Raw genomic sequence first — 25289 nt, forward strand, 5'->3', positions numbered from 1 at the left:
ATGAAAGATCAATTAGTACGTGCATTAGTATTAGAAAATCGTGTACGTGTATTTATATGTCATACTACGGATTTAGTCCAAGAAGCACAAGATCGTTTTGACTTACATCCATGTGCTTGTGCTGCCTTAGGTCGTACGTTAAGTGTAGGAAGCATGATGGGTGTCATGTTAAAGGATGAACAAGAAATGTTGAATATCACCATTAATGGACATGGTCCAATTGGAACAATTATGGTGGATGCTTACTATAATGGAAATGTATGTGGATTTGTATCAAACCCACATGTGGAAGATGTTTTATACAATGAACAAAAATTAAATGTCGGAGCGGTTGTAGGATGTGATGGATATTTAACAGTTACTAAAAATCTTCATATGCAAGATAACTTCACAGGTACAGTACAACTTCAAAGTGGAGAAATTGGCGAAGACTTTGCGTATTATTTTGCCCTTTCGGAACAAACACCAACCGCTGTAAGTGTAGGTGTATTAATGGGAACCGATGGAAGAGTTGCCAGCGCGGGGGGATTAATTATCCAAATGTTACCAGATGCAACGGAAGAAGATATTTTAATTTGTGAAAATATTATTGGTGGTTTAAAACCAATGTCTACTTTAATGCTTGAATACGATGATTCAACATTGGAACAATTATTAATTGATATTTTTGGAGAAGTTAATATTCTATCAAATCAAGAAATCCATTATTCTTGTCCATGTTCAAAAGAAAGAATGGCAAGTGGACTTGCGGTATTAAAAGATGAAGACATACAAGATATGATTGATAAAGACAATGGATGCGAGGTCACTTGTAATTTTTGTAACGAAAGATATACATTCACGAAAGAAGATTTAATGAAAATATTGGAGTCGAAACATGTTTGATATTGGGAATGTACACATCGATAATCCCATTGTGATTGCTCCTTTAGCCGGGGTATCCAACATTGCCTTTCGTAAAATTGCCAAACAATTTGGTGCGGGTTTAGTATGCAATGAAATGGTCAGTGATAAAGCTTTGTTTTATCAATCTAAAAAAACAATTGAAATGTGTGTAAGTGATGAATATGAACATCCTTTAAGTTTTCAATTATTTGGACATGACATTGAAACGGTATTATATGGTGCTAAGTATTTAGATACCCAAACGGATTGTGATATTATCGATTTTAATATGGGATGTCCTGTTAATAAGGTCATTAAAGCAAAAGCAGGTTCTTATTTAATGAAAGATGTGGACTATGCAAAAGAATTAATGAGTCAAGTAGTACAATCTGTATCTAAACCAGTGACAGTAAAAATGCGACTAGGATTTGATGAAGCGCATATTAACTGTGTTGAAATGGCCAAGGCTATGGAAGAAGCAGGTGTTAGTGCCATTACGATTCATGGTCGTACACGCAGTCAAATGTATGAAGGAAAAGCTAACTGGGATTATATTAAACAAGTAAAAGAAGCGGTTTCCATTCCAGTGATTGGAAATGGTGATGTTAAAACGGTGGATGATTTCTTTTTGATGATGGAACAAACTGGATGTGATGGTGTAATGATTGGAAGAGGAATCATTGGAAATCCTTTCTTAATTCAAGAAATCAATGATCGTCTTACTGGACAACATCATACTTTTACCATTGATGATCGCATTGCGATTTGTATGCAACATGCGCAGGATTTATGTGCAAGTAAAGGTGAAAAAGTTGCGATTCATCAAATGAGAGGCTTAGCTTCTTGGTATTTAAAAGGACTTCCTAATTCACATTATTTCAAAAATTTGTGTTCGAATATGGAGTCACTACAAGATTTAGAAAATATTTTAAAACAATTCAAAGAGACAATTTAAATTGTCTTTTTATTTTGCGATAGATACAAATTGTTATATAATTTAATAAAAGAAGGAGAAAAAATATGGAGTATAGCTTAGAGGCTTTTTTTCAAGGAAGAGATATTCAAGCCTACAAATATTTTGGAGCACACCTTGAATCAGAAGGCGTTACATTTCGTGTATATGCCCCTCATGCTCAAGAAATTGCAGTAGTCGGTGATTTTAATAATTGGGATGGCACAAAAGACTACATGTATAAAGAAAAAAATGGGGTATGGCATTGTACTGTTAAAGAAGCAAAAGAAGGAGATAAATATAAATTTCGAGTAAAACAAGCAAGTGGTGAAATCGTTGATAAAATCGATCCATATGCATTCCGCTCAGAATTAAGACCTAATAATGCATGTATCGTTGCTTCTTTAGAAACACACAATTGGACAGATCAAAAATGGATGAAAACACGTTCAAAGGGATTTGATCAACCAATTAATATTTATGAACTTAATCTAGGTTCATGGATGAAAGGCGATGGAACAAGAGAAGGGGAACCAATTGATCATTTCCTTCACTACCATGAAATTGAACAAAATTTAATTGAACACTGTAAAACACATGGATTTACACATGTTGAATTTATGCCATTATGTGAATTCCCATTTGATGGTTCATGGGGATATCAATGTACTTGTTACTTTGCACCTACTGCACGATATGGAACAATTAGTGAATTAAGACATTTTGTTAATGCGTTACATGAAGCGGGAATTGGTGTCATTATGGACTTTGTGCCTGTTCATTTTGTTACTGATAACTTTGCGCTTCGTTATTATGATGGAACTCCTTTGTATGAATACGATAAACCGGAAGATGCATATTCAGAATGGGGTACATTAAACTTCAATCTTTGGCGTGAAGAAGTTCGTTCTTTCTTAATGAGTGCCGCAAACTATTGGTTAGAAGAATTCCATTTTGATGGATTAAGAATGGATGCCATTAGTAATGCCATTTATTGGAAAGGAAATAAAGACCGTGGCGCAAATGAAGGAGCTATTTTCTTCTTGAAACGTATGAATTATTTATTAAATGAAGCACATAACGGTCAAATTATGTTGATTGCCGAAGACTCATCGGATTTCCCAAATGTTACGCGTCCTAGTTCAGAAGGTGGACTTGGATTTGATTATAAATGGGATATGGGATGGATGAATGATACTTTGAAGTATTTGGCAATGGATCCTATTTATCGTCAATGGCATCATAATAAAATCAATTTCTCAATGGCTTATTTCTATTCAGAACGATTCATTTTACCATTTAGTCATGATGAAAATGTTCATGGCAAGGCAACTATTGTGAATAAAATGTGGGGAAATTACAATGATAAGTTTGCCCAAGCTCGTGCTTTATATGTTTACATGTTTACGCATCCTGGTAAAAAATTAAATTTCATGGGAAATGAAATTGGTCAAATGCGTGAATGGGATGAAAACAAGACTTGTGACTGGTTCTTACGTGAAATGCCTATGCATGATAGTTTTGAAAAATTATTTATGGAATTAGGTGCTTTATATACTAAAAATGATGCGTTCTTTGAAAATGATTATAGTTGGGAATCATTTAGATGGATTGATGCGGATAATAATAAACAAAATATGTATTCTTATATTCGTAAAGGATCAACTCGTGACTATGTTGTGATTTTGAATTTCTCTACAAATGCGTATAAAAATCAACAATTTGGTGTTGAACGCAAAGGAAAATATAAAGAAATTATCAATACACAATGGGCTAAATACAATGGAAACATCCCAAATAGTGAACCACAAGTATATCAATCAATGAAAATGAAGATGCATAATCTTCCATATACAATTGAAGTGGATGTACCATCTTTAGGAGCTTGTGTTTATGAAGTTCGTCATCAAAGACCAAAACCAAAAGTAGAAGAAGTTGAAACTAAAAAAACTGCAAAGAAAACAACAGTGAAAAAGGCAACAACTAAAAAGTCAACTGCCACAAAAACAACGGTTAAAAAGGCAGCAACGAAAAAGACAACTTCTAAAAAATCAAAAGCTGAATAAGAGGATTGTATATCCTCTTTTTTATTTGGTATAATCAAGCCATGAGTCAATATTTTGAAAATGATAAAAATTTAAAAGATGAACCAATACAAATTCATTTCACAATTCAAAACAAAGAATATCAACTTCAATCAAATACAGGCGTATTTTCAAAAGATAAATTAGATACGGGAACAAAAATATTATTAGAAAGTGTATTAAAAGAAGAAAAAAATCCATCTCGTTGTCTAGATTTAGGATGTGGAATTGGTCCAGTGGGAGTTGTTTTAGCTTCGAATTGGAACAGTGAAATCATGATGATTGATATTAATGAAAGAGCGGTTTCTTTAGCTTCGCAAAATATTAAAAACAATCATTGTAAAGCTACAATTAAATGCCAAGATGGAATTTGTACAGAAGATGGAATGTTTGATTGCATTGTATTAAATCCTCCTATTCGAACAGGAAAAAAAGTAATTTATTCTTTATTTGATCAATGCATTGAACACTTAAAAGGAAATTTATATATTGTGATTCGTAAACAACACGGTGCTCAAAGTGCTATGAATTATTTAGAAGAAAAGGGATGTGTTGTGGAAAGAATTGTAAGAGATAAAGGATATTGGGTTTTAAAGTGTTATTGTAAATAGAAAATGTTTTTGATAAAATTTTTTCTATGAAAAATAGAGGGTATGTATATATTTTAATTACGGTTTTTTTGTGGTCTACAGGTGGTATATTAATCAAATATATCACAGGAAATCCCATTGCGATTAATGGAGCACGATCTTTAATAGCTTTAATTTTATTTTTTATTTATAAGAAAGGACTTAAAATCAAGATCAATCGCTATGTTGTATCCGCAGGAATTTGTTTAATGTTGACCAATACGTTGTATGTTATGGCAAATAAAATGACGACTGCAGCCAATGCCATTGTATTACAATATTTAGCTCCCATTTTTGTATTGATATGGGATTGTCTATATAAAAAGAAGTTACCATCAACAAGAGAATTCTTATTAGTTGTCATGGCTTTTTCAGGAATGGTATTATTCTTTTTTGATCAAATTGATGGTGGAAAACTTATTGGAAATTGTCTTGCGATTTGTGCAGGACTTAGTTTCTCAGGAGTGTTCTTTATTAACTCTTTACCAAAGGCAAGTAGTGAAGACGCTAGTATGTTAGGTTTCTTGTTGTCGTTTTTGATTTCGATTCCATTCTTAAATCAAATTGATTATGGCAATACAACATCGATAATTTCTTTACTTTGTTTGGGTGTTTTCCAAGTTGGATTGGCTTATATTTTCTTCTCTAAAGGATCTAAGCTTACCAATCCTGTTACTACTTCTTTAATTGGTTTATTAGAAGCGGTAATGAATCCAATTTGGGTATTCTTATTTTATGGAGAAACCGTAGGAGCTTATGCGTTATGTGGTTCAGCTGTTATTATTTTAGCAGTTGTGTTAAATACGATATGGAGTGCAAAGGAGGCTAATTAAGCCTCCTTTACTTGTATAATATTTTTAATATCTTTGACTCGTTGATATTGTTCGTTTGTGATTTGATTGGTAATCAATAAATCGGTTTCATTGAAGCTACAATATTTAAAAGGAGCTTCTTTTTCAAATTTAGATTGATCACATACCGTTATGATTTTCTTAGATTGATTAATAATATGTCTTTTAAAACCAATTTCATGAATTGTATTTGTAGTAAAACCATTACTTCCTAAAATGCCATCGGTTCCAAGAATCGCAACATCAATGTGCATGTGATTTATGATTTCTTCGGCAAAGTGACCATAACAACGAAGCCCTTCATTTAATACACTTCCACCTGCAAAAATAATATTTAAATTCATCTTAGCGCATTCTAAAGCTAAGGGAAGGGAATTGGAAATGATGGTTAAATCTTTTTTCATAGAAATATATGGAATTCCTAAAAGAATGGTACTTCCAGAATCTAAATAAACAACTTGACCGTCTTCTAATTCTTGAAAAGCACGATAAACTATCATCTTTTTATCTTTTTGATTTTCTTGCCAACGAAGATAAACAGGTAATTCACTTAATGAGTTGTCTAAACGAGCATATCCGTGTTCGCGAATGACAATGTTTTGATCTTCTAATTCATTTAAATCATTTCGTAGTGTTTCTGGTGTAATATCTAAAAGCTTGGCAAGTTCAGATATTTTGATACGATTTTCTTTTAATAATATATTACGAATCTTAACTTGACGTTCATCTTTTCTTTTTGACATATTTATTCCTTTATAAAACCAAAAGTAAAATGCTCACCGGTTTGTTTATTATTTCGATAACTAAAACAAGTTTCAATTTCTTTTTTAGTATCCATTGTACTAGGTACAATTTGGGTAATTCCATTGTTTTTTAACATTTGTATACAAAGACCTTGATTGTCTAAATAAGCTTTTTGATGGGGCATATAACGAATAAATGGTTCGACATCAAAGTCTAAATTATGAATCAAATCAATGACTTCCATACCAACTTCCAAAGAATCAAATAAAATACTAGGAGAAAAATAAGCTTTGGTGAATTGGGGATGAAGTAAATCTTTTGATATTAACTCCTTAACAACTTTGTCCACAATTCCTTGTGCAGTGCCTTTCCAACCAGAATGAATTACGCAAACACAAGGAGTGGTTTCATCGACAACTAATACACCAACACAATCCGCTGTGAAGACACCAATTAAAGTATTAGGTTCTGTGGTATATAGAGCATCTACGTTTAGAATACTATCTTCTTTTGTATAAGCACCTTTACCATGATCACAAATAGAAACACGTTGTACATTGGCTGTGTGTTTTTGCCATGGTAAAACCCAATTTTCTAAAGGAAGTGTTTCTTTTTCGAGTTCTTTTCGATTTTTCATAACGTCTTCACTGTTTAAACAAACATGAAGGGCCATATTATTTTGTTCAGGGGCTTTTATATCTTTTAGTGTTGTGGCTCCATATATATTCGTGTTAAGGTGAATGATTTTATTCATTGATATATACCTTTTCTATTTCTCCTATATATACAATATGTAAATCATCATTTGGATAGTTTTTATCATATATTTCTTTAAATAAGAAACTATCTTTTTTTAAGGAATCAACATATAGTTTACGACAAACGAAAACTTCTTTTGCTTGTTTGAACGTAGGTGTTCCTTTTAAATCAATGACATCAAAGTGTACGTTTTCAATTTTATTTTCATCTCTTCCTGATTTTGTTCCTAGGTATGATAATTCTGTATGATGACCTTCAAAGAATGAAATAGAAAAAGTATCGGAAGCGTCAATGAATTCTTTGGTGTATCGTTGTGGACGAATAAAGATAATGGCAATGTCTTTGTTCCATAAATGACCTAAAGCACCCCATGAAGCAGTCATGGTATTGGTTTTTCCTTGGCTGGTAGCACTAATCAAGCACCATTCTTTTCCGATTTTATCAAATGGATTAAATGATAAAGATGATATGTTTGTTTCTTTAAACATAATAAATTCCTCCTTTTTTTATTATTGTATCAGATGGAAAAAGAAAAAAATAATTTTTAGCACTAAAATATTGACGGTGCTAAAAAATATGCTATACTGTTAGCAGACAAAGGTAATGAGTGCTAGATTGGAGGAGCGTATGGGACTAACAAATAGACAAAATGTTATTTTTAAAACAATTGTTGAAGAATTTACTCGTACAGCAGAACCGATTGGCTCGAAAACTTTGATGAATTTATTGGATTTCCCGGTTTCGTCGGCGACAATTCGAAATGAAATGGCAACTTTGGAGAAATGTGGTTTACTAGAAAAAACACATACTTCAAGTGGTCGTATTCCGAGTTCTAAAGGGTATCGGTATTATGTCGAAAACTTAATGGAAACGGATTTGGATGTTCCAACGAAACAGACATTGCAGACTTATTTTTCAAATCGTCATTACTCAATAGATGATGTCATTGATAAGAGTTGTGATATTTTATCGCAGATGACGCATTTAACGAGTATTGTACTGGGTCCTGAATGTGAAGAACAAAAACTTCAAAACATTCAATTAATTCCTATTAATTCAAAAAGTGCTGTTGCGATATTTGTGACAGATCAAGGACATACGGAAAACAAAGTATTCCAGTTCAAAGAAGATGTTTCACTAGAAGATATTCGTAAGTGTACGGATTTATTGAATGATCAATTAATTGGAACGCCAATTAGTCAACTTGAAGAAAAAATGAATGAAATTCATCCTTTGATGGCGGCTAATTTGGTAAGACATGAAGTTTTATTTCAAGCGTTTGTGACAGCGTTTATGAGATTTGCGCAAGAAAAAGTAAAAGTCTCAGGTCGTTCAAATATGTTGTATCATCCAGAATTTAGTGATATGAATCGACTTAAAGAATTCTTGAACACATTGGAAAATGGTCAATTAATTCGTGAGTGGACGCATTCGGAGGAACAAAATGCCATCAGCATTGGAAACAAAAAAGAGCTTTTACAAATTGGTGATTGTTCAGTTATTCGTGCTAAATTCAAGTATTCACAAGGTGAAGAAGGTGAATTGATGGTAGTTGGACCAAATCGTATGCAGTATTCAAAGGTTGTTGGTTTGATGGATTATATGACAAATGTGATTGAAGATATATTTGACGATGATCAAAAAAAGGGAGGTGGAAAGAATGAGTAAAAAAGAAAAAGATGTAAAAGAAACAGTTGAAAAAGAAACTGAAGAAATAAAAGAAGAAACAAAAGAAACAGTTGAAAAAGATGAAAAAGATCTTTTGATTGAAAGCCTTCAAGAAGAGGTTTCAAAATTAAAAAATGATTTTGCTCGTGCATATGCAGATACAGAAAATTTAAAGAAACGCCTAACAAAGGAAGCAGATAATGCCAAGAAATATCGTTTCAAGGATTCGGCTTTAGAGCTTCTTCCAATTGTCGACAACATGGCAATGGCTTTGAAAGTACAAACAGAGGATGAAACGTTATTGAATTATGTAAAGGGATTTGAAATGATTTATAATCAATTCCTTTCTGTACTTGATAAAGAAGGCGTTAAAGAAATTGAAGCAGAAGGAAAACCTTTTGATCACAATACGATGCAAGCTCTTATGCAAGAAAAACAAGAAGGAACAGAATCTGGTATCGTATTAGAAGTTTTACAAAAAGGTTACATGTTAAAAGATAGAATTTTAAGACCGGCCTTAGTAAAGGTTAGTGAATAAAGGAGGAAATTAATATGGCAAAAATTATTGGTATTGACTTAGGTACAACAAATAGTTGTGTTGCAGTAATGGAAGGAAAAGATTGTAAAGTAATTCCTAACCCAGAAGGAAATCGTACAACTCCTAGTGTTGTTGCTTTTAAAGATGGAGAACGTATTGTCGGAGATGCTGCTAAGCGTCAAGCTGTTACAAATCCAAATACAATTAGTTCTATTAAACGTTTAATGGGTACAAATGAAAAAGTTACAGTTGAAGGAAAGAGCTATACTCCACAAGAAGTATCTGCTATGATTCTTCAATACTTAAAAGGATATGCTGAAGATTATTTAGGTGAAAAAGTCACAAAAGCTGTTATCACTGTTCCTGCATATTTCAACGATGCTCAACGTCAAGCAACTAAAGATGCAGGTCGTATTGCTGGATTAGAAGTTGAACGTATTATCAACGAACCAACTGCTGCTGCTTTGGCATATGGTATTGATAAAACAGATAAAGAACAAAAAGTATTAATTTATGACTTAGGTGGAGGAACATTTGATGTTTCTATCTTAGACTTGGCTGATGGTACATTTGAAGTATTATCTACAAACGGAGATACTCATTTAGGTGGAGATGACTTCGACAATGTATTAGTTGACTGGATGATCGATATGTTCAAGAAAGACAACGGTGTTGACTTATCTAAAGACAAGATGGCAATGCAACGTTTAAAAGAAGCAGCTGAAAAAGCTAAGAAAGATTTAAGTGGTGTATCACAAACTCAAATTTCTTTACCATTCATTTCAATGGGAGCTGCTGGTCCTTTACACTTAGATACAACATTAACTCGTGCTAAATTCGATGCTATGACTAAATCATTAGTTGATCGTACATTAATCCCAATCAACAACGCATTAAAAGATGCTGGATTATCTAAAGATGATATCGATCAAGTATTATTAGTAGGTGGTTCTACACGTATTCCTGCTGTTCAAGAAGCTGTACGTAATGCGTTAGGAAAACAACCAAATCATTCAGTTAACCCTGATGAAGCTGTAGCTATGGGTGCTTCTATTCAAGGTGGAGTTATTTCTGGTGATGTAAATGATGTATTATTATTAGACGTAACACCATTATCTTTAGGAATTGAAACAATGGGTGGAGTTATGACTGTATTAATTCCACGTAATACAACAATTCCAACTAGTAAATCACAAGTATTCTCTACTGCAGCTGATAACCAACCTGCCGTTGATATTCGTGTATTACAAGGTGAACGTCCAATGGCAAATGACAACAAAGAATTAGGTAACTTCCAATTAAATGGTATTGCTCCTGCTCGTCGTGGGGTTCCTCAAATTGAAGTTAAATTTGATATTGATGCCAATGGTATCGTACATGTTTCTGCAAAAGATAAAGGAACTGGTAAAGAACAATCAATCACTATTCAAAACTCTAGTGGTTTAAGTGATGAGGAAATCGATCGTATGGTTCGTGAAGCAGAAGAACATAAAGCGGAAGACGACAAACGTAAAGAAGAAATTGATTTACGTAACCGTGCAGAAGGTTTCATTGCTCAAGTTGATTCAACTTTAGAAGACAACAAAGACAAAATCGATGCGAACCAAGCTGAACAAGTTAAACAACTTCGTGATGATTTACAAAAAGCATTAGATGAAAACAACATGGATGAAGTTAAATCTAAATTAGATGCTTTGGAACAAGCTGCACAAATGGCTGCTAGTCAAATGTATCAACAAAATCAAGGTCAAGGATCAAATCCAGATGACGATGTAGTTGATGCTGAATTTACAGAAAAACACTAATAAAAATTAAAAAAGTTCTAGCTTTGCTAGAACTTTGTGGTGCTTAAAGGAGGATTAAACATGGCAGATAATAAAAGAGATTACTATGAGGTTCTTGGGGTATCTAAGGGAGCTTCACAAGATGAAATTAAAAAGGCTTATCGTAAATTGGCCATGAAATATCATCCAGATCGAAATAAAGAACCAGGTGCCGAGGATAAATTTAAAGAAATCAATGAAGCATATGAAGTTTTAAGTGATGAACAAAAACGTAAGGCATATGATCAATATGGATTTGCGGGAGTCGATGGATCTTTTGGACAACAAGGATTCAATCAAGGGTTTTCTGATTTCAGTGGATTTGATGATATTTTCTCATCCTTCTTTGGTGGATCTGGTTTTGGTGGTTCAAGAAGAGCTTCGAATTCACCTCGAGCTGGTCAAGATCGCTATATGCAATTGCACATTGATTTCATGGATGCGATTAAAGGAAAGACAGAAACAATTTCTTTGGATGTAGATGAACAATGTCCAAATTGTAAAGGAACAGGAGCACAAAGTCCAAGTGACATTGTAACTTGTAGTCGTTGTAATGGTTCTGGATATGTTGTAACGCAACAACAAAGTTTATTTGGTGTTGTTCAACAACAAAGTGTTTGTCCAGAATGTAAAGGAACAGGAAAACGTGTTACACGTAAGTGTCATACTTGTAATGGAATGGGATATGAACACAAGAAAGTTAAAGTGGATATCAAAATTCCAGCTGGAATTCAATCAGGACAACAACTTCGTATTCGTGGAAAAGGGGAACGTGGACAAAATGGTGGCCCAAACGGAGATTTATATGTAGAAATCTTAGTTCGTTCTCATCCTACATTTAAACGTGATGGAAATAATATCAATATTTCGGTTCCTATTAGTGCATTAGATGCGATTTTAGGATGTAAAATTGATGTTCCAACTGTATATGGAGAATGTGAATTAAATATTCCAGAAGGAACACAACCTAATACACGTTTTAAATTAGCTGGAAAAGGTGTTAAAACAGCACGTGGTACAGGAGATCAATTTGTAGAAGTCTCAATTGAAATTCCTAAGAAACTTACTCGTAAAGAACGTGAATTATATGAAGAACTTCGTGATGGACAATCAGAATCTGTTTTTGATCGTTTTAAACGTGCTTTTAAATAGGGAGTCATCCCTATTTTTTTTGTATTTTCAAAAAGTAATATCGTTTTACAGTGTTCGTTATAAATGTTATAATATTCACAATTGAAACGTAAAAAATGAATGGAGTGAGAGAGAGTATGGACGCTTTATGGGTGAAGTTAGTAGTGGGTCTGATCTTTGTTGGATATACAGGATATACTACCTATAAAAGCATTCGCTTATTTGTGACCTTCCAAAAGAAATTTGCGAACTTTAAAGAAGTTCATAAAAAATATACATTATACGTTGATAATGGCTTTTTATGGATTGCTTCAGGAGTATTAGCTGGTTTTTCTTTTGTGATGGCGTTCTATTGTTATGCAAATACAACAGTAGATCAAAGATTTTATGTGGTATTGGCTTATTTTTGTATTGGTATTATTTTTGTGGGATTGGCTTTTGAAACGTATGTACGTAAACGTTGTTTCTTTATTGAAGAAGGTATCTTCTATGTTGATAAGATTTATCGTTTCCGTTCTATGGTTCGCTTTGAAGCTAGAAAGAGAAGTTTGTTTAAGAACATTCGTATTTTAATGGCCGATGGAGAAAAATTCGAGGTTTCTAAGAAATTAGGATTAAAACTTGAGGAATGTACTCATACTCGTAGAGAAAAGAAAAAGAGTAAACAAAAGGAGAAACATAATGTCTAAAAAAAGAGGGACCAGTGCTAAGGCTACGGCTGCAACAATGGTTTTAGATGTGTTTAAGAAAAATGGAGCTGTTAGTGAACAAACAGCCATTCCAGTTTCTAAATTTAAAGATTTAAAACTTACTACAGCTACAATCAGTTATACTATTTCCAACTTGGTGGAACAAGGTGTTGTAGGGCATACTGATAATGATTTGTATTACTATGATGATGCAGGATATCAAAAACTTTCAAAGCGAGTGTTTAGAGGATATGCGGTTATCTTTGTGATTCCGATTGTAGCTATTATTATTGTTTTCATAATTCAAAAAATGATGGCGTAATGCAAAAATTTTACAAGTTTATGTAACAAATAGCAAACGCTAAGAAAATCACAAATTGTGTGAATTATGTGAAAAATAAATGAAAGCGCTTGATTAATCATCTCAAGTGCACTATACTTAGGATAAAGAGATTTCGGAGGAAAATAATATGAAGTATGTAATTATGGTATCTCATGGTGAATTTGCACCAGGTTTACATTCAGCAGTTCGCATGATGACTGGAAACCGTGAAGATGTATTATCTACTAGTTTAAAAGAAGATATGAGTGCAGATCAATTTGCCGAAAACTTCAAAGAATTAGTAAAAGATATTAATGCTGATGATCAAATTATTTTATTAGCAGATATCTTAAGTGGTTCTCCATTTACAAATGCATTAAATGTATTAAGTGACAAAGGTATGTTAGATAATACTTTAATCATCGCTGGAATGAACATGCCATTAGCTATTACAGCTGTATTAATGAAAGATAATTTTGATGACTTAGCTGCTTTAAAAGAAGTATTATTAAGCGAAGGTCGAATGGGATTAACTGATTTCGTTGTTGAAGCGAACGACGAAGATGAAGATCTATAATAGGCATTAACGCAAGTCGTTAACATAATCATCTATAGGAGGAAAAATAATGATTACATTTATGCGTGTTGATGATCGTATTATCCACGGTCAAATCGTTACAAGATGGTCAAAAGAATATCCTTGTGACGGAATCTTAGCAGTAAACGATAAAGCTGCTACTACTCCAGTATTAGCACAATCATTTAAAGCTAGTACAGATAAAAAAGTATTTGTTTGGACAAAAGAACACTTCAAAGAAAGTGCACAAAAAGTATTTGATTCTCCAAAAAAATATTTCTTAATCACTAAAAACCCAATTGATATGAAAGAATTATTAGTTGATTTTGGATTTGTACCAAATGATGTTAAACGTTTAATCATTGGACCATGTAATGATCGTCCAGGTGCTACAAAATTAGGTCAAAACCAATCAATTACTCAAGAAGAAGCGGATGCATTAGAAGCTATTTCTCAAAAAGGATATGAAATTGAATTCGCTTTAATTAAAGAAAGTTCAATTGGAACTTGGGATAAATTCAAAGGTAAATTTGGTTACTAGTCCCAAAAAATAATTTAATTGGTCAGATACCGCTATGAAGGTGAGTGGAATAGTGGGTTTGATATAAAACTTATAGAAAAAGGAGAGAAGATTTATGAGTTTACTTCAAGCAATTTTAATTGGTATTATGTCTTGTACAGCTGCTTCTACAATTGCTTGCTTAGGAACTACTGTTGGTAACTACACATTAAACAGACCATTGGTTGCTTCATTATTCGTTGGATTAATCATGGGCGATGTTTCTGGTGTTATTCAAATTGGTATCCCAATGCAAGTTATGTGGATCGCATTAGTTACACCTGGTGGAACTGTTGCATCTGACTTACGTGCTGTTTCTTACATCGGTATTCCTTTAGCTTACGTTGGAGCTAAAGCTGCTGGTCTTGATTTAGGTGGAGATGAAGCATTCGCATTATCATCATCTATTTCAGCTATGACAGGTGTTATCGGTATTACATTATTCTATGGTACTGCTATGATGAACTTAATCTGGCAACACTATGGATGGGCTCAATTAGATAAAGGTAACTTAGAAGTTGTTGGTAAAGTTGATGCTTTATTCCCATTAATTTCACACTTCGTATTATCTTTCTTACCATGTACATTATTATGCTACTATGGATCTGGTGCCGTTGCTACATTATTCGAAAACTTATCAACTGATGTTTGGTACGTTAAAGCTATCTTAACAGTTGGTTCAGTATTACCTGCTGTTGGTATCGCTATCTTATTAAAATCAGTTATCGACAAAACAACTGACTTATTATACTTCTTATTTGGATTCACATTGGCAGCTTCAATGGGATTAACATTAATCGGTGCTACTTGTATCGGTGCTGTATTCGCATTAATTAAATACGAAATGTCAATGGCTAAATTAGGAGCAGCTACAGCTGTTGTTGAAGATGAAGAGGAGGACATTTAATCATGAAAAAAATCTCTAAGAAAACTTTAAATAGTTCCTTCTGGCGTTGGTGGTATGGAAACTTAACATGTTTCTCTCACGAACACATGCAAACATTTGGATACATGTGGTCAATGTTACCTATCATTAAAGAATTGTATCCATCACATGAAGAACAATGTGAAAAAATGCAAACTTACTATCCATTCTTCAACACTGAACCACAAATTGGTTGTATCGTAGTTGGTATTACTGCTGGTTTGGAAGAAGCTCGTGCTAATGGTGCTGAAGGAATCGATGATGAAATGATCAATGGTATCCGTGCTGGTCTTATGGGGCCTTTAGCTGGTATCGGTGACTCATTAATCGTTGGTACATATATTCCAATTTTATTAGGTATTGCTTTAGGATTCGCTGAAGGTGGATCTGCTATCGGTCCTATCTTCTATATCGTTGTATGGAACGCTACTTCTATTTGGTTCCAACACTACATTTATTTCTTAGGTTACAACTTAGGTGGATCTGCTGTTGAATTATTAGTTGGGGATCGTGCTACTGCATTCCGTAACGCTGTAATCACAATGGGTCAAGTTATCGTTGGTGCTATGGCTGCTGCTTGGGTTAACATTTCAACTAATATTGTTATCGCTCAAAACTCAGAAGGTGTAGACATTACATTAGGACAAAAATTGGATGAAGCTTATCCAAAATTATTGACATGCGTATTCGTATTATTATGCTGGTACTTAATGGCTAAGAAAGGTATGTCACCTGTTAAATGTTTATTATTGATGGTAGTCGTAGGATTCGTTGGATCTGTAATCGGAATTTTAGGATAATAGACTAAACAAAGATAATTTTAACTTGAAGAGAAGGACTCACCCCTTCTCTTTTTTAGAAATGAGGTATTGTATGCAATTATCAAGAAAAGAAAGAGAAATGCTTTCATCGGATATTCAAAGAGAATATGAATTACTAAAACAATTAGGAAACTGGATTCGTAATGGTTGTATTTTTACAGTCGTATTCATTGCCTTGGCAATTTATGGTTGGACTGGAATGGTTGATCCACTAATTCCTAATGCACCAGAAGCTTTTCGAACATTCGCAAAATGGGCTGGATTAATTGGATCTATTTTGTGTGGTGTATTTACTTTACTAGTTTTTCTATCTCATCGTAATGGTAAAAAAAGCGTACAAAGAAAAATAAAAATGTTCGATGATAGTAAGAAAAGAAAAACGACAAAATAAGGCCAATAGGTCTTTTTTTTTGTACTTTTTTGTATGAAATTTGTCGAAAATGTAATATTTCGCATTTACAATCGCACTTTTGTATGCAATAATTGAGACGGGGTTAATATAACCCTTCATAATCAAATTCCCTTTCTTAAAGAACAAAGCCGGCTATGCCGGTTTTGTTCTTTTTTAAGATTTTGTTCATTGAAAGTTAAGAGTATTTTGTTATATTATTTATACTTGAAAGAGGTGTTACTATGCGCATAGGATTATTTTCAGATGCTTATTATCCCGATATTAATGGGGTTGTATCTAGTGTGGCAACACTAAAAGATGCACTTGAGAAATTAGGACATACCGTATTTGTGATTAGTAATCATAAAGGTACAAATATTGATTATTCCGATCATATTTTACGGTTACCAGGAATTGAATTAAAGAAGTTTTATGGATATAAATTATCGAGTCCTATTCAATTTAAAGGAGCCGAATATATTCATGAAATGAATTTAGATATCATTCATATAAATACAGAAGCAGGAATTGGAATGTTTGCTCGTCTTATGGCTAAACAATGCCAAATTCCTATTGTTTATACATATCATACAATGTATGAAGACTATACACATTATTTAAATCCATTAGACATTGAACTAGTAGACGAAGGAGAGAAACTTATTATTCGTAAGTTTTCCAAATATTGGGTAAATCACAGTGAAGCGGTTATTGCTCCAAGTCAAAAAACTAAAAATAGATTATTGGAATACGGTGCTACTTCACCTATTTTTGTAGTTCCAACAGGATTAGATTTAAGTCACTTCGATCGAAGTAAATTAGACCCATCGATATTGGCATCTATTCGATCTTCTTTAAATCTAACAAAAGACGATCATGTTGTGACATTTGTAGGTCGTATTGCCAAAGAAAAAGCAATTGATATTCCAATCAAAGCGTTAAGTTTATGTAAAGATCAATCCATTCATTTGGTAATAGTTGGAAAAGGAACAGATTTAGAATTCTATCAAAACTTAGCAAAAGAATTAAAAGTAGACGATCGTGTTCATTTTACCGGCATGATTGATAAACCTATGGTACCATATTACTATTCCGCATTTGATTGCTTTGTATCCGCCTCAACATCCGAAACCCAAGGAATGACTTATATTGAAGCACTCGCTAGTGGTTTATGTATTTTTGGACGTCGTGATGAAGTATTAGAGGAATTAATTGAAGAAGGAACAACGGGTTATTATTTTGATGATGAACAAGAACTAGCTAAAAAATTTGATGAATTCTTTACTAAACCAAAAGAAATCAGAGAAGCAACTAGTCAACAATGCATTGAAAAGACATTATCCTATGATACGGAAACATTTGGAAAAAGTATATTAAATGTGTATGAATACGCTTTAAATCAATATCAAAAACAATATAAAATTATCCGAGTTGTGAATTCTGATGATTTTGTGAATATTACCTTCGAACGCGAAGGACAAGAAAGTACTTTACTTGTTCCATTTGAAGATTACATTGACCTTCAAATGAGTATTGATTCGATTATTGATATTGATTTATACAACAATTATTTAGAACTTCAATCTATTTATACAGCTTATTTGAAAGCTAAAAAACATATATTAAAAATAGATTGTTGTACATATACTGTACAACAATATTGTAAACGAAACCTGAATTTAAATGACGAAGACAGTGATGTGATTGTTCATATGCTTCAACATAACTTGTTGTTGGATGATCGTCTATATGCCATTGAAAAAGCTAATTATTGGCAGCACACTGGGAAAAGTATTAATGATATAGCTTCTAAATTACGTTCATTTCATATTTCGGAGGACTTTATACAAGAAGCTATTTCTAAATTAGATAAAGATAAGGATAGAGAAAATGCGGTTGTGTTTATGAATAAGATTTGCCAACAATCAAAAAATTCTCAATCACTTAGTTTATTTCAAAAAACCGCAATTCGTAAATGTATGTATGCTGGGTTCAGTTATGAAGATGCACAGTATGCCCTTGACCAAATTGAATTTAAAGAAGACTTTGATGAAGCTTCTTTAGAACAATCAATTCAAAAAGCCAATCGCATGTATGCTCGTTTTGAAGATAGTACGCGATTATATAAAATACGAATGTACTGTATTCGTAAAGGCTTTTCAAGTGACAATATTGATCGAAAATTAAAGGAGTTAGAAAATGATTAAAGATATAGTAGCAGAAGGAAAAGTATCTCTTCCTTGTTTGATTAGTCGATGTGATAAAGCGAAAACGGTAAAAGGAACGCCTTACTTATCATTGACATTAGAAGATGCAAGTGGAGTATTAGATGCGAAGTTTTGGAATTTAACAGATGAACAAGTCGAATCCTATAAAGTAGGAATGATCGTACAAGCTGTAGGAGATATTATCATTCATAAAAATGCGATTCAATTAAAAGTTCGTACGCTAAAAGAATTAGAAAACGAAAAAATTACGGATTATGTACGTCAAGCACCTATGAGTGTTGAACAAATGAAAGAAGAAATTGATGGCTATGTATCTCAAATTAAAAATGAAGACCTATTTCTTATCACACAAACAATTCTAGAAAACGTGGAAGATGAATATTATTCATATTCGGCAGCTAAGAAAAATCATCATAATTATGTAGGAGGATTGGCTTTTCATTCGCTTTCAATGGTACGTTTATCATTAAGAATATGTGAATTGTATCCATATTTAGATGCTGATTTATTAATAAGTGCTTGTTTATTACATGACATTGGTAAAATTGAAGAATTCTCTTCACCGGTTTTACCTGAATACACGGCTAAAGGAAATTTAATTGGACACATTAGTATATTTGCTTCATACTTAGATCGTATAAGCTATGAATTGGGCTTACAAGATAAAGAATCTATTTTATTATTAAAACACATGATTCTATCACATCATGGTAAAAATGAATACGGTTCACCGGTATTACCAATGATTCCAGAAGCTGAAGTATTATCAATGGTTGATAATTTAGATTCGCGTTTATTTATGATGAAACAAAGCATTGATGCCACACAACCAGGAGAATTTGGACCACGTATCTTTGCCTTAGAAAATCGAATGATATATCACAGAAAGGACGAACAATGAAAATAGGATTTGTATCACTTGGGTGTTGTAAAAACTTAGTGGATTCAGAACAAATTATGGGGATGCTTAAAAGAAATAACCATGAAATTGTATCTGATCCTCGTCAAGCTCAAGCCATTATTATTAACACATGTGGATTTATTACCAGTGCCAAAGAAGAATCCATTAATACCATTTTTGAAATGGCACAATATAAAGAAAGAAACCTAGAAAAATTAATTGTATGCGGATGTCTAGCTCAACGCTATCAAAAAGAATTAGAAGAAGAAATTCCGGAAATTGATGCGATTATTCCTATTAAAGATTATGACCATTTTGCTCAACACTTAGAACAAGTATTAAATACACCGATGTCTTATCAAAAATTTGATCGAGTAATTTCTACTCAACCATGGCGTGCATATCTTAAAATTAGTGATGGATGTTCAAATCATTGTACATACTGTGCCATTCCTCTAATTCGAGGAGATCAAGTATCGCGTCCAATTGAAGATCTTGTTGCTGAGGCAAAACAATTGGCAAGTTATGGCGTAAAAGAACTTACTTTGATTGCTCAAGATACAACAAAATATGGATTGGATTTATATGGAGAACTAAGATTAGGGGACTTAATTCGTGAAATCGATAAAATTGATGGAATTCATTGGATTCGTATTTTATATATGTATCCAGATGAAATTGTGGATGATGTATTAGTTGCGATGCAACAAAGTAAAAAAGTTGTTCCTTATTTTGATATTCCTATGCAACATGCGAATAATCGTTTATTAAAAGCGATGAATCGAAGAGGAACAAAAGAACATGCATATGAAATCATTGATAAAATTCGTTCAATGTTTGATGATGTAACATTACGTACAACAATGATTGTAGGATTCCCATCCGAAACAGAAGAAGAATACTTAGAATTAGAAGAATTTATTAAAAATGTGAAATGGGATCGTATGGGAGCTTTCACGTATTCAAAAGAAGAAGATACAAAAGCCTATGATATGAAACCAGAAATTGATCAAGAAGTCATGGATGATCGTTTAGCTCGTTTAATGCAGCTTCAAAATCAAATTTCCCTTGAATTAAATCAAAATAAAATTGGAAAAACAATTGAAGTTCTTGTGGAAGAAAAAGAAGGATTACGCAATGTATATCGTGGAAGATCAAAAGCAGATGCACCCGATGAAATCGATGGAAAAGTCATTTTTAAATGCGATGAAGACATTGAATTAGGATCGTTTGTACAAGTGTTGATTGAAGATGCCAATGCGTATGATTTGATGGGAACATGTGTCGCATTATAGGCTTTGATGCCATTGTACATAAAAACGATAAAGTATTGATATTGGGATCAATGCCAAGTGTAAAAAGTCTACAAGAACAAATGTATTATGCCAATCCTAATAATCGGTTTTGGCCTATGTTGCAAGCAATTTATCATATGCCCATAGAAACCAATGAACAAAAGAAACAAATACTAGAAAAAAATCATATTGCCCTATGGGATATATGTCATTCATGTATTCGACCAGGTAGCTTGGATAGTCATATTAAAGAAATTGTTCCCAATGATATTGTATCGCTATTAAAAGAAAATCCATCGATTGAACGTATTATATGTAATGGGAAAACAAGCTATAAATTATTAAAAAAGTATTTTGATTTAGATGCGATTAGTTGTCCATCTACTTCAAGTGCAAACGCAAGTATGCGCTTAGATGATTTAGTGAAAATATATAAAGAGGTATTGAAATGAAATTATATTGGGCAAAAGTAAAAGAACAAGCCATTATCCCAAGTAAACGAAACGAAGATGCGGGATATGATTTATATCCATGTTTTGAACAAGACTACTTAGAAATTCAACCACTACACACTGTCTTAGTACCTTTGGGGGTTGCTAGTGCTTTTGATGAACACTATGTAATGTTGTTGAAGGAAAGAGGTTCAACGGGAACCAAAGGAATGGCACAAAGAGCGGGTGTTATTGATTCTGGTTATCGTGGGGAATATATGGCTCCTATCACAAATGTAAATGACAAACCCATTCGTATTGTGAAAAAAGAAATATTAGCACAATGGGATGAAACACAAAAAGCACAATTTATCATTTATCCATATGAAAAAGCTGTATGCCAAGGTGTTTTAGTACAAATGCCACAATTAGAATGTGAAACACTTTCATATGATCAGCTACAACAAATTGAATCTAAACGAATGGATGGAAGATTAGGAAGTTCTGGAAAATAGAACTTCTTTTTTTATGTGTTTTTTATGTTATACTAGTCGCATGGAAATAGAAAAATTATTAGATATTGGAACGAGAGCAGGGCGTTTATTATTAGAAAGTGGAGCTGAAGTTTATCGTGTAGAAGATACGATGATTCGTATTTGTACAGCTTTAGCCAATACCCAAGAAGTAGATAGCTATGTGACTTCAACAGGAATTATGTTATCGATTGGATATGAAGGACAAGTTTTCTCTAAGATTTGTCGTGTTCGTAGTCGTAATGTGAATTTAAACTGTGTGGTTCGTATTAATGCGCTGAGTCGAGATGTTCAAAAACATGATTATACATTAGATGAAATTTCTTCTTACTTAGACCGAATTGAAAAAGAACCTAAATATTCAATTTGGATGACAACATTATTTGGAGGAATTGGAGCCGCAGGCTTTGCTTTATTCTTTGAAGGTGGACTTTTAGAAATTATTACTTCTTTTTTAATTGGAGTTGTGGTTCGTTTATTAATTAGTTTTTTAAGTATGATGAAAATGAATGACTTTATTAATAACGTATTGGCATCAATCGTATTGGCATTTCTTTCCATCGTTGCGGTGGATCTAGTACCATCAATGGATGTGAATATTTTAATTGTTTCCGGAATTATGTTGTTGGTGCCAGGATTAGCTTTTACCAACGCGATTCGAGATACCATTGCTGGAGACTATTTATCAGGAGTATCAAGAATTATGGAAACATTTGTGTGTGCTGGAGCGATTGCCTTGGGTGTGTTTGTGGTATTTAGTGTGGTGTAATATGATAGAAGCAATGATAAAAGGATTTGTGTCCAGTTTTTTTGCGACACTTGGATTTGGAATTTTATTTAATATAAAAGGTAAAAACTTAATTTTGGCAAGTATTACCGGAGCTATTGGAGGACTTGTATATAAGACAGGATGCTTCTTTGAAGTAAACGATTATATTTGTAATTTTTTAGGAGCGGTAGGAATATCAATTTGTGCTGAAATTCTGGCAAGACAATATAAAAGCCCCGTTACAACATATTTAGTAGCGGCTTTAATTCCGCTAGTACCGGGAGCTTCTATTTATCGAATGATGTTATATGCGATAAGAGGATCATTATTAAAATCAATGGAACATTTTTGTCATTTAATTGGAGTAGCTGCAAGCTTGGCAGTGGGTATCTTAATTGTTTCAACGATATTTCGTATTTACTCACAAGCTAAGCGAAAAGCCTTACAATTTAGAGGATGATTCCATTTGTTCATGAAGAAGTTTAAAACTCTTATTAAGATATATTTTATGCGCAAAGGCAATAATGGTACTACGAAGTAAAGACTTAGGATACGTATCATCTTTTCCAACACTATCAAGCGAGTCTTTAATTCCAAATACATAATGTAAAACATTTTCAAATTCAACTTTAAAATAATCAAAAGCCGTTTGATTGTCATAAGATAAATCTTTTAATTCAAGTAATAATTGAATGTCTTCTAATGAAACAATGGTCTTGGCTAATGCTAAATAAATTAAAATAGCGATTTGATCGCGATTATATTTTTTCTTTATAGGACTAGAAATTAGTCCTTTTTTTACGTAATTACTAATCATTGATTTTGTGATTTTTTCATTTGTTAAGGGAAATAAAATCGCATTAATGTAATCTGTTGTTTGTTCTAAATATAAACCAACATCAGGTATTTCCTGATAAGAAGGAAAATAAAAGTTTCTTATTTCATCTTGAATTTTTTGATTCATGTTATCACCATATCAATTATAACACTATTGAATATCTTTTTAAAGGTTTTTCAAAAACTCTTGACAACATAATCAATAACTTTTAATATGATGGTGAGAGGTATTAAATATGAATTATAAAATTGTATCGGATTCATCATCAAATGAGTATTTTCTAAAAGATGTTCCTTATCAAAGTGTTCCTTTACGCATTCGTACAGAAAATAAAGAGTATATTGATAATCCTGATTTAAATGTAAAAGAAATGGTGGATGACTTAAAATCCTTAACAAGTAAAAGTTCAACATCATGTCCAAATGCAGGAGAATGGATGGAAGCTTTTGAAGGAGCTGACTATGGTTTTGGTGTAACAATTAGTTCCAATTTATCAGGAAGCTATAATGCAGCTTGTATTGCCAAGCAAGATTTCCCAGATAAAAAAATTGAAATCTTTGATTCTTTAAGTACAGGAGCAGAAATGATGTTGATTATTCAAAAAATCATTGAATGCGCTGAATCAGGAATAACTTTTGAACAAGTTGTGGATAGTGTTCATGAATATCAAAAACATACTCATTTATTATTTGCTCTTGAATCTGTGACAAACTTAGCAAACAATGGTCGTATTAATCCTATATTAGCTAAAGGACTTGGTTTAATTGGAATTCGTCTTATCGGAAAAGCAAGCGATCAAGGAACAATCGAAGTTATTTCTAAGGCAAGAGGACAAAAGAAAACAATTAAAACTTTAGTATCAACAATTAGTGAATTAGGATATAAAGGAAAGAAACTTCGAATTGATCATGTATATAATGAAGAATTGGCAAATCAATTAAAGGAAGCAATTTTAAATGAATTCCCATCAGCACAAATTGAAATAGGAACATGTAAAGGATTATGTAGTTTCTATGCTGAAGCAGGTGGATTAATTATTGGTTTTGAAGATCTATAAAAAAAAATAAGGCGCAGGCCTTATTTTTTTAATGAGTTAAATGCTTGTTGGTTGACACTATTGACTCGACACTCTAATTCTCTTGCACTCATGCGAATGGCACCACTGGCAAGAATAGAATTTTGAATTAAACCATCGGAACTGGCAACAACCATTTTATATTTTCCTTTGTAGTCATGAACTAGCTTTTCAATATAACTATCAGCACTTTGTCCATATTTTGTATAAATGACTTCCATATCTCCATATTTAGAATTACGACTTGTAGAATCTTTAACACGATACGCATCAAATACTAAGATTACTTTTATATTTTTATATCCTTGATAATTTTGTAGAGCACTAATTAAAACCGAACGGGCATAGTCAATTTCACTATGAGCATATTCTTTTAAAGAATACCATCCATATATTTGATTATAGCCATCTACAATTAAACACTCAGGTAGTTTTTCCTTAACCGTAACAGATTGATATGAAATATCGGTTTTCTTTTTTGGTTTCTTTTCTTCCTTTTTCTTATTCTGACCCGAAATCATATTAAAAACACGCTGTACTTCTTGTTCATCAATTGTATATTTACGACTTGAATACGATTGACTTGTACTTTCACTTTTTGGTTTTATGTGCATGTATTCTTCAACTTCATCATAAGGAACATAGAAACCAGAACCATGGGTACAGAAAACGGATCCCGTAGGATTTTTAAAGTCTTGTTCACTATCATAACCAATTTCTTCAATGATTTTATCGGCATCAACACATTCATCATAGCCATCTAACTGACAAGTAAAGACACCTTTTCCTTTTGTCATCGCAACTACATCATTTTGATAATTCATCAATAGACGCACAGGACCTCTACCTGATACAGTGAAAGTTCCATCTA

At 32.8% G+C, this 25289-nt stretch carries 29 protein-coding genes; 24 read left to right on the top strand and 5 right to left on the bottom strand.

What is annotated here, in order from left to right:
• From hslO to ACI313_RS03600, 5 genes are all read left to right on the top strand, one after another.
• Positions 1-885, top strand: coding sequence for an Hsp33 family molecular chaperone HslO (gene hslO / locus ACI313_RS03580; protein WP_320608408.1), 885 nt, complete (start codon positions 1-3; stop codon positions 883-885).
• Positions 878-1840: a tRNA dihydrouridine synthase DusB gene (gene dusB / locus ACI313_RS03585; RefSeq protein ID WP_320608407.1), complete on the top strand. Its 963-nt coding sequence runs from the start codon at positions 878-880 to the stop codon at positions 1838-1840. Before hslO ends, dusB begins: the two co-directional genes overlap by 8 nt.
• A gap of 65 nt (positions 1841-1905) precedes the next feature.
• Positions 1906-3903: a 1,4-alpha-glucan branching protein GlgB gene (glgB, locus tag ACI313_RS03590; RefSeq protein ID WP_320609029.1), complete on the top strand. Its 1998-nt coding sequence runs from the start codon at positions 1906-1908 to the stop codon at positions 3901-3903.
• Positions 3904-3944: 41 nt separating this feature from the next.
• The gene (locus ACI313_RS03595; protein WP_320609028.1) at positions 3945-4532 is read left to right on the top strand and encodes a class I SAM-dependent methyltransferase; all 588 of its coding nucleotides are present in this window, start codon (positions 3945-3947) and stop codon (positions 4530-4532) included.
• 26 nt (positions 4533-4558) lie between these two features.
• A complete protein-coding gene (locus ACI313_RS03600; RefSeq protein WP_320609027.1) occupies positions 4559-5383 on the top strand; it encodes a DMT family transporter in 825 nt (274 codons plus the stop codon).
• On the opposite strand, the gene ACI313_RS03605 is transcribed toward ACI313_RS03600, so the two are convergent.
• The 3 genes from ACI313_RS03605 to ACI313_RS03615 are packed head-to-tail and all read right to left on the bottom strand — an operon-like array spanning position 5380 to position 7392.
• Entirely contained in the window at positions 5380-6144 is a 765-nt protein-coding gene (locus tag ACI313_RS03605; RefSeq protein WP_439755285.1) for a DeoR/GlpR family DNA-binding transcription regulator, read from the bottom strand. The genes ACI313_RS03600 and ACI313_RS03605 overlap by 4 nt on opposite strands.
• Before the next feature lie 2 nt (positions 6145-6146).
• Positions 6147-6899, bottom strand: a complete 753-nt coding sequence (locus ACI313_RS03610; RefSeq protein WP_320609025.1) for a polyphenol oxidase family protein — start codon at positions 6897-6899, stop codon at positions 6147-6149.
• A complete protein-coding gene (locus ACI313_RS03615; protein ID WP_439755286.1) occupies positions 6892-7392 on the bottom strand; it encodes a flavin reductase in 501 nt (166 codons plus the stop codon). Before ACI313_RS03615 ends, ACI313_RS03610 begins: the two co-directional genes overlap by 8 nt.
• 139 nt (positions 7393-7531) lie before the next feature.
• On the opposite strand from ACI313_RS03615, the gene hrcA reads away from it, so the two are divergent.
• The 18 genes from hrcA to ACI313_RS03705 all read left to right on the top strand — a co-directional run bounded on the left by hrcA (position 7532) and on the right by ACI313_RS03705 (position 22965).
• Positions 7532-8572, top strand: a complete 1041-nt coding sequence (gene hrcA, locus ACI313_RS03620) for a heat-inducible transcriptional repressor HrcA (protein WP_439755287.1) — start codon at positions 7532-7534, stop codon at positions 8570-8572.
• Positions 8565-9110, top strand: a complete 546-nt coding sequence (gene grpE, locus ACI313_RS03625) for a nucleotide exchange factor GrpE (RefSeq protein WP_320609022.1) — start codon at positions 8565-8567, stop codon at positions 9108-9110. The genes hrcA and grpE overlap by 8 nt, the downstream gene beginning before the upstream one ends.
• A gap of 14 nt (positions 9111-9124) precedes the next feature.
• On the top strand, positions 9125-10915 hold the full coding sequence (gene dnaK / locus ACI313_RS03630; protein WP_439755288.1) for a molecular chaperone DnaK: 1791 nt from the start codon (positions 9125-9127) through the stop codon (positions 10913-10915).
• A 60-nt stretch (positions 10916-10975) separates the two neighbouring features.
• Entirely contained in the window at positions 10976-12085 is a 1110-nt protein-coding gene (gene dnaJ, locus ACI313_RS03635; protein ID WP_320609020.1) for a molecular chaperone DnaJ, read from the top strand.
• 116 nt (positions 12086-12201) lie between these two features.
• Entirely contained in the window at positions 12202-12753 is a 552-nt protein-coding gene (locus ACI313_RS03640; RefSeq protein ID WP_320609019.1) for a hypothetical protein, read from the top strand.
• Positions 12746-13075 carry a hypothetical protein gene (locus tag ACI313_RS03645; protein WP_320609018.1) on the top strand — a complete coding sequence of 110 codons (330 nt, stop codon included), beginning with the start codon at positions 12746-12748 and terminating at the stop codon, positions 13073-13075. Before ACI313_RS03640 ends, ACI313_RS03645 begins: the two co-directional genes overlap by 8 nt.
• A 148-nt stretch (positions 13076-13223) precedes the next feature.
• Positions 13224-13652 (top strand): PTS sugar transporter subunit IIA, encoded by a 429-nt coding sequence (locus tag ACI313_RS03650; RefSeq protein ID WP_320609017.1) that lies wholly within the window; start codon positions 13224-13226, stop codon positions 13650-13652.
• Between the two features lie 49 nt (positions 13653-13701).
• Positions 13702-14193 carry a PTS system mannose/fructose/N-acetylgalactosamine-transporter subunit IIB gene (locus ACI313_RS03655; protein WP_439755289.1) on the top strand — a complete coding sequence of 164 codons (492 nt, stop codon included), beginning with the start codon at positions 13702-13704 and terminating at the stop codon, positions 14191-14193.
• Between the two features lie 94 nt (positions 14194-14287).
• A complete protein-coding gene (locus ACI313_RS03660; RefSeq protein ID WP_320609015.1) occupies positions 14288-15118 on the top strand; it encodes a PTS sugar transporter subunit IIC in 831 nt (276 codons plus the stop codon).
• Positions 15119-15120: 2 nt separating this feature from the next.
• A complete protein-coding gene (locus ACI313_RS03665; RefSeq protein WP_320609014.1) occupies positions 15121-15936 on the top strand; it encodes a PTS system mannose/fructose/sorbose family transporter subunit IID in 816 nt (271 codons plus the stop codon).
• A 73-nt stretch (positions 15937-16009) separates the two neighbouring features.
• Positions 16010-16348: a hypothetical protein gene (locus ACI313_RS03670; protein ID WP_320609013.1), complete on the top strand. Its 339-nt coding sequence runs from the start codon at positions 16010-16012 to the stop codon at positions 16346-16348.
• Positions 16349-16590: 242 nt separating this feature from the next.
• Positions 16591-18555 (top strand): glycosyltransferase, encoded by a 1965-nt coding sequence (locus ACI313_RS03675; protein ID WP_320609012.1) that lies wholly within the window; start codon positions 16591-16593, stop codon positions 18553-18555.
• A complete protein-coding gene (locus ACI313_RS03680) occupies positions 18548-19477 on the top strand; it encodes a 3'-5' exoribonuclease YhaM family protein (RefSeq protein WP_320609011.1) in 930 nt (309 codons plus the stop codon). Before ACI313_RS03675 ends, ACI313_RS03680 begins: the two co-directional genes overlap by 8 nt.
• Complete coding sequence (gene rimO, locus ACI313_RS03685; protein WP_439755290.1) at positions 19474-20772, top strand: 30S ribosomal protein S12 methylthiotransferase RimO; 1299 nt, start codon at positions 19474-19476, stop codon at positions 20770-20772. Before ACI313_RS03680 ends, rimO begins: the two co-directional genes overlap by 4 nt.
• The gene (locus ACI313_RS03690; protein ID WP_439755291.1) at positions 20757-21224 is read left to right on the top strand and encodes a DNA-deoxyinosine glycosylase; all 468 of its coding nucleotides are present in this window, start codon (positions 20757-20759) and stop codon (positions 21222-21224) included. Before rimO ends, ACI313_RS03690 begins: the two co-directional genes overlap by 16 nt.
• On the top strand, positions 21221-21718 hold the full coding sequence (locus tag ACI313_RS03695; RefSeq protein WP_320609008.1) for a dUTP pyrophosphatase: 498 nt from the start codon (positions 21221-21223) through the stop codon (positions 21716-21718). Before ACI313_RS03690 ends, ACI313_RS03695 begins: the two co-directional genes overlap by 4 nt.
• A 40-nt stretch (positions 21719-21758) precedes the next feature.
• Positions 21759-22505 carry a threonine/serine exporter family protein gene (locus ACI313_RS03700; protein WP_320609007.1) on the top strand — a complete coding sequence of 249 codons (747 nt, stop codon included), beginning with the start codon at positions 21759-21761 and terminating at the stop codon, positions 22503-22505.
• Between the two features lies 1 nt (position 22506).
• Positions 22507-22965 carry a threonine/serine exporter family protein gene (locus ACI313_RS03705; RefSeq protein WP_320609006.1) on the top strand — a complete coding sequence of 153 codons (459 nt, stop codon included), beginning with the start codon at positions 22507-22509 and terminating at the stop codon, positions 22963-22965.
• Here the strand turns inward: ACI313_RS03705 and ACI313_RS03710 are convergent.
• Positions 22948-23469, bottom strand: a complete 522-nt coding sequence (locus tag ACI313_RS03710; protein WP_320609005.1) for a DUF1836 domain-containing protein — start codon at positions 23467-23469, stop codon at positions 22948-22950. The genes ACI313_RS03705 and ACI313_RS03710 overlap by 18 nt on opposite strands.
• Positions 23470-23578: 109 nt before the next feature.
• On the opposite strand from ACI313_RS03710, the gene ACI313_RS03715 reads away from it, so the two are divergent.
• Positions 23579-24400: a DegV family protein gene (locus ACI313_RS03715; RefSeq protein ID WP_439755292.1), complete on the top strand. Its 822-nt coding sequence runs from the start codon at positions 23579-23581 to the stop codon at positions 24398-24400.
• Between the two features lie 20 nt (positions 24401-24420).
• Here ACI313_RS03715 and ACI313_RS03720 read toward each other — a convergent pair.
• The coding region (locus ACI313_RS03720; RefSeq protein ID WP_439755293.1) for an NYN domain-containing protein at positions 24421-25289 on the bottom strand (869 nt) is incomplete at its 5' end.

Origin of the sequence: Floccifex sp., from assembly GCF_051873495.1 — a bacterium.
Classification (GTDB): Bacteria; Bacillota_I; Bacilli_A; order Erysipelotrichales; family Erysipelotrichaceae; genus Floccifex.